5 protein-coding genes are annotated in these 4,132 nt (G+C 60.4%); all 5 read left to right on the plus strand.

The window, feature by feature from the left end; all coding sequences use genetic code 11:
- Positions 1-224 (plus strand): hypothetical protein (locus AB7F49_RS38605; RefSeq protein ID WP_428533085.1); only part of this gene is annotated, 224 nt, incomplete at its 5' end.
- A 284-nt stretch (positions 225-508) separates the two neighbouring features.
- The gene (gene sbnA, locus AB7F49_RS38610) at positions 509-1,546 is read left to right on the plus strand and encodes a 2,3-diaminopropionate biosynthesis protein SbnA (RefSeq protein WP_428533088.1); all 1,038 of its coding nucleotides are present in this window, start codon (positions 509-511) and stop codon (positions 1,544-1,546) included.
- Positions 1,500-2,516, plus strand: a complete 1,017-nt coding sequence (gene sbnB, locus AB7F49_RS38615; protein WP_428533091.1) for a 2,3-diaminopropionate biosynthesis protein SbnB — start codon at positions 1,500-1,502, stop codon at positions 2,514-2,516. Before sbnA ends, sbnB begins: the two co-directional genes overlap by 47 nt.
- 40 nt (positions 2,517-2,556) lie before the next feature.
- On the plus strand, positions 2,557-3,612 hold the full coding sequence (locus AB7F49_RS38620; protein ID WP_428533094.1) for an amidinotransferase: 1,056 nt from the start codon (positions 2,557-2,559) through the stop codon (positions 3,610-3,612).
- Positions 3,613-3,697: 85 nt separating this feature from the next.
- Positions 3,698-4,132: AMP-binding protein (locus tag AB7F49_RS38625; RefSeq protein WP_428533097.1), on the plus strand; the 435-nt coding region annotated here is incomplete at its 3' end.

The raw sequence follows: 4,132 nt of genomic DNA on the forward strand, positions 1-4,132 counted from the left end.
AACCCCCCGCCTGGTGTAAACGACGCCCTGTCCATGAGATTCATGTGGACGAAGAAAACATCTTTAAGATGGCGCCAGATGAGCATCTAAGGTTGTGGCCGTCCTTTATGAATGACGGCGTTTTCATTACTTTCCTGCAAGGTTTTACGGCCTCGCATCGGGTTCCTTGCCGCCCGGCTGTCGAGTTAAAAAACTTGGTTACCTCAATAACTTGCGGCGCTTGACGGTCCGAGGGGAATTCTCCTAAGGGGCCCTCGCCTTCCTCGAACAATCTCCAGACGATCGCGAAAATGAACGGCAGATGAACGGCACATTCAGGAGATATTCCGAGCGCCGGGTTTACGGTTAGGCAACACAAGGCGAGAAAGGCGCAATCACGCGCCCAAAAGCCGGGAGATAAGCGGTCCGCGCAACCTGCCGTAGCGGGAAAAGTGCGGAAAGACGAGGGCGGAACACTCATGTGGTCCGATGAAAAAGGGGAGGTCGTTCTGCTCAAGGATCCAGAAAAATGATTATCGAGTCACCATTAGACTTGATCTTCCGCGACCTGTTCTATCGCCTTCCTGCGTTCGCGGGCGGTCTTGACGTCTTCCTGAAGCTCGAGGGCTTCAACATCACCGGCTCCATCAAGGTCAAGGCGGCCATCGGGCTCGTCGAGGATCTCGAGCGCCGTGGCATTGCCAAGCCGCATGAGACGGTCATCGTCGAGTCCTCGTCGGGCAATCTTGGCCTGGCGCTGAGCCTCGTCTGCGCCATCAAGGGCTATAAATTCATCTGTGTGACCGATCCGAACGCCAACCGTGCCACCATCCGCGGCATCGAGCTCTATGGCGCCAAGGTCATCGTTGTCGAAGAGCGCGATCCGGTTGGCGGCTTCCTCGGCAGCCGCCTGAAGAAGATCGAGCAGATCCTTCAGGCCGACCCCAAGGCCGTCTGGCTCAACCAGTATTCCAATATCGCCAACAAGAACGTCCACGCCGAGCAGACGGCGAACGAGATCGCGCGCGAGTTCAGCAAGATCGACTGGATGTTCATCGGCAGCGGAACGACCGGCACGCTTTCCGGCGTGTCGGAGACGCTGCGCCAGAAGTTTCCGGGCATCAAGATCGTCGCCGTCGAGCCTGAAGGCTCGGTGACCTTCGGCGGCGCGCCGGGCAAGCGCAGCATTCCCGGCATCGGTACCAGCGTGCGTCCCAAGCTCGCCGACCTCGCCAATCCGGACAAGGTCGTGACGATCAGCGAGGCGAAGACGGTCGAAACCTGTCTCGCCTTCGCCAGGGACAATCACCTCCTCGTCGGCGGCAGCACGGGCACCGTGCTCGCGGGCATACGGGAAGTCGCGCCCGAGTTCGAGCGCGGAGACACGATCGTCGCGATCTCGCCGGACCTCGGCGAAAAGTACCTCGATACGGTCTACGACCCGGCCTGGGTTGCCGAGCATATCGTTCTCAAGGATGAGAGCGGCGCGCCGGCGAACGCTTACAATGGGAGAATCAACGGTGGCAGTCGCACCGACATTCCACGTTATTCCCGGCTCGACAGTTAAAACCGTTATCGAAAACAACAGGAAGAAGGTCTTTGAAGCCGTGGAGGCGGCCTACCGCCTCCACGCTGCCGGAGACTCCGTCAACCCCGACAGCTACTTCCTGCGGTTCCCGGACAAGCCGAGTTCGCGCATCATCGCGCTGCCGGCGCATCTGGGCGGTGCGGTACAGAAGAGCGGCATCAAGTGGATATCGAGCTTCCCGTCGAACCGGGCGAGCAACCTGGCGCGCGCCTCGGCGGTGCTGATCCTTAATGACGGCGAGACCGGCTATCCCCTCGCCTGCATCGAGGCTTCGCTCATCAGCTCGACGCGCACCGCGGCCTCCGCGGCGCTCGCAGCCGAGCACATGACGCCCGATCCGTTCACGGGAACGCTGGGCGTCATCGGCACCGGTGTCATCGCCCGCAACACGGTCGAGTGGCTGCTGTTCCGGAAATGGACGTTCAGCAAGGTCAATCTGTTCGATCTCGACCGCAAGGAAGCCGAGCAATTTGCCAAACGGCTGCGCGAGCAGCACAAGATCGAGGCCGAGATTCGCTCGAGCATCGAGGAGACGCTGCGCGATTCCTCTCTGAGCCTCTTCACGACGACGGCGCTCGAGCCTTATCTCTCGGACGAGAAGCTCTTCGCCCATGCGCCGACAGTGTTACATTTGTCACTGCGCGATATTGCCGTGAATGTCATACTCGCGGCCCAGAATGTCGTGGACGATGTCGATCACTGCCTCAAGGCCAAGACATCGCCGCATCTCGCCGAGATCGCGACGGGCAACCGGAATTTCCTTGCCGGCACCTTGGTCGACGTTATGGAGAAGAAGGTCACGCCGGATCGCAACAAGGCGCGTATCTTCTCGCCTTTCGGGCTTGGCGTGCTGGATCTGGCGGTCGGCAACTACGTGCTGGACGAGGCCATCGCCTCGAAGGCCGGAATTGCGCTGCCGGATTTCTTCAGCAATTCGGCGCGCTGGTAGAAGACTCAATTCGCACTGAAGCGACGAGGAGACGTTTTGCATGTCACGCGTATGGAGCTGGAACGAGTGGGATCCGCTCGAAGAGGTGATCGTAGGCAACCCGCTCAATGCGCGGTTCCCCTACCCCGACCGGTCGACCCAGGTGGCCGAGTTTCCCGATCGCGCCATCGCGGATATTCCGCGCGGATCGTATGGCGAGAAGATCCTCGAGGAATCCGAGGAGGATCTGCTCGAATTCGTCGACGTGCTGAAGAAGGCGGGCGTCACCGTCAAACGCCCCGACACCTGGCCGCATGACGCCAAGTTCTCCACCATCAACTGGGAGTCGGAGGGCTATTACAATTATTGCCCGCGCGACATCATGCTGGTGATCGGTGACCAGATCATCGAGACGCCGAACGTCATCCGCGCCCGCCAGCAGGAGACCTTCAGCTATCGCAAGATCCTGATGGACTATATGAAGTCCGGCGCGAAATGGTACAGCGCCCCCAAGCCCATGCTGCTCGACTCGCTCTTCGAGGGCGTCGACATGGAGAAGCCCACCCCGCGCAATGACGAGCCGGCTTTCGATGCGGCCAATATCCTGCGCTTCGGCGAGGATTTGCTCTATCTGGTGAGCGCTACCGGCAATGAACTTGGCGGCCAATGGCTGCAATCGATCCTCGGCGACAGGTTCCGCATCCACTATCTCAAGGATGTCTATTACGGCAGCCACATCGACTCGACCTTCGTGGCGCTGCGCCCCGGCCTGATCCTCGCCAACCCGTCGCGCATCAATGACGACACCCTGCCGAAATTCCTCAAGCAGTGGAAAGTCCTCTACAGCCCGCCGATGGAGAATACCGACCGCTACGCGCCGGACTATCTCGAAAAGTGCATCGGCAGCGACTGGATCGACATGAACGCCTTCAGCATCGGCCCCAATACGCTGGTGGTCGATCGCGACCAGAAGGGCCTTATCAAGCTCCTGGAAAAGAACGGCGTCGACTGCATACCGCTCAAATTGCGGCATTCGAAACTGATGGGCGGTGGGTTCCATTGCGTGACCCTGGATATCCGCCGCAAGTCGAAGGGGCTCGAGCGCTATTTCGACTAGCGCCCATGCTTCTGCTATGCGCAAGCGGTCCGGAGCATCTCGCCCGCTGAGGAGCTCCGGCCGCGCGATCATTTGAGGAAAAGCCGTGGCCGGAACCTTTGTCGCCATTGTCTGCGCGATTCTTTTCGTCCTCGCCTTCATCGCCTGGCGGCGATATCTGTGGGCTGCGGAAAAGCTGCCGCAGGCGGACACGAGCCCCGTCAGCCTGACCGACATTTTTGACGACAACCATCTCGTCAAGATCCCGCACCAGAAGGGCATACGCTGGCTGAGCGAAGTGTTCAGCCGATCGGCCGAACGCTATCCCGATCTTACCGCGTTGCAGATCCCCCATACCGGCGACTCGCTGACCTTCGCCCGGCTCGATGCCGAAGCCGAGCGCGTGGCCGCGGCGCTCTCGCATTATCTGGACGGACCGGACCAGGTCGTCGCCGTCGCCATGTCGCAGGATAATTGGCAGATCGTCGCCGCCCATCTCGGAATCCTGCGCGCCGGCGGCACCGTGATGTTCCTCGACACG

It is taken from the genome of Pseudorhodoplanes sp. (genome assembly GCF_050250235.1).
Classification (GTDB): domain Bacteria; phylum Pseudomonadota; class Alphaproteobacteria; order Rhizobiales; family Xanthobacteraceae; genus Pseudorhodoplanes.